Annotated in this window: 1 protein-coding gene; it reads right to left on the bottom strand. The window is 74.7% G+C overall.

All coding sequences use genetic code 11. The annotated features are described in order from the left end of the window. Positions 1-24 precede the first annotated feature (24 nt). The coding region (locus tag AOK17_RS47665) for a TniQ family protein (RefSeq protein WP_157881569.1) at positions 25-1,143 on the bottom strand (1,119 nt) is incomplete at its 5' end.

The following is a 1,143-nucleotide window of genomic DNA, read 5'->3' as shown; positions in this document are numbered from 1 at the left end:
AGCGGACCCCGGCCGCCCCGCCGCTCACTCCAGAGCGGTCACCGCCTGACCCAGCCTCCACTGCAGACACGAGGCGTCCTCCAGGGCCCCTTGCGCGGGCAGCGCACGGTGCGGCGGGAGGGCAGGCAGCCGCTGCGAGAGGTAGTCGGGCGGCGGGGGCTGCTGCGCGAGCCGGGCCACCACCGGCGCGCTGACACGGTGCAGCAGCGTCCACTCCCGCAGCATCCTGTAGCCGCCCTGCTGCATCTCCTCCGGCATGCCCAGCCGCTCACCGACGAAGGAAATCCAGCGCCGCGACACCCAGCCCGGCGCACCGTTGCCGAAGTCCCGGCCCCACCGCCGCTGCCGCTCGTACACGGCCATCGCCTCGGCGACGACTACGGCCTCCGGGTAGACCACCAGCGGAACCGACCACAGCTGACGCCCCTCCCCGAGGACGTCCTCGCGCTGCGCCCACACGGTTTCCGCCCCCATCCGGCGGCTCTGCCACCAGCAGGCGCTCACCTGCATGGCATCGGCCAGCAGCGCCCGCGCGTAGGGGCCCACCCGCTGCCGCAGGCGCACCCATCGCCGGTGCGCCCGCACCACCGGCTCCAGCCCGGCCAGAGAAACCTGCGCCGGGCCGCTGCCAGAGGCATCACGCAGCCAGCGCCCGTGGCGCATACACACCTGCCAGCGCTCGCCGCTGGCCAGCCACACGGGCGCCACCACATCGGCGCGGCGTGCCAGGCACAACGCACACGGCTCCAGCACCGTCCACGGCCCGTCCCACGCAGCGACCCGTACCAACTGCCGTGCGCTGCAGCCCCTCGGCCGCGCCAGCGTGGGCAGCGTCCGGCGCAGATCCTGCGGCGTTTGCCACGCCATGACAGCCAGCCGGTCCACCGCCTGCTCGTGCAAGAACACCTCCTGCACGCACGGATCCAGCTCCTGGGGCCGCGCCCGTCCCCCCGCCTCGCCCAGCACGTCGGCCACCGCCGCCGCGTTGACCTGCGCCAGCCGCCGGACGAACGACCCTGTCGACTCGCCCGGCACCGGCTCCAGCCCTACCGGCCTCGGCGCTGCGTCCTCCACCCCTCGCCCCTTCCCACCCGCGCACACCCGTCTCCCGCCAGGACAACGACACAGGAACCCCGCCGGCCA

Origin of the sequence: Streptomyces phaeochromogenes (assembly GCF_001418655.1) — a bacterium.
Taxonomy (GTDB): Bacteria; Actinomycetota; Actinomycetes; order Streptomycetales; family Streptomycetaceae; genus Streptomyces; species Streptomyces phaeochromogenes.
The sequence above is the reverse complement of the archived record's forward strand: the minus strand, read 5'-3'. Positions and strand labels throughout refer to the sequence as shown.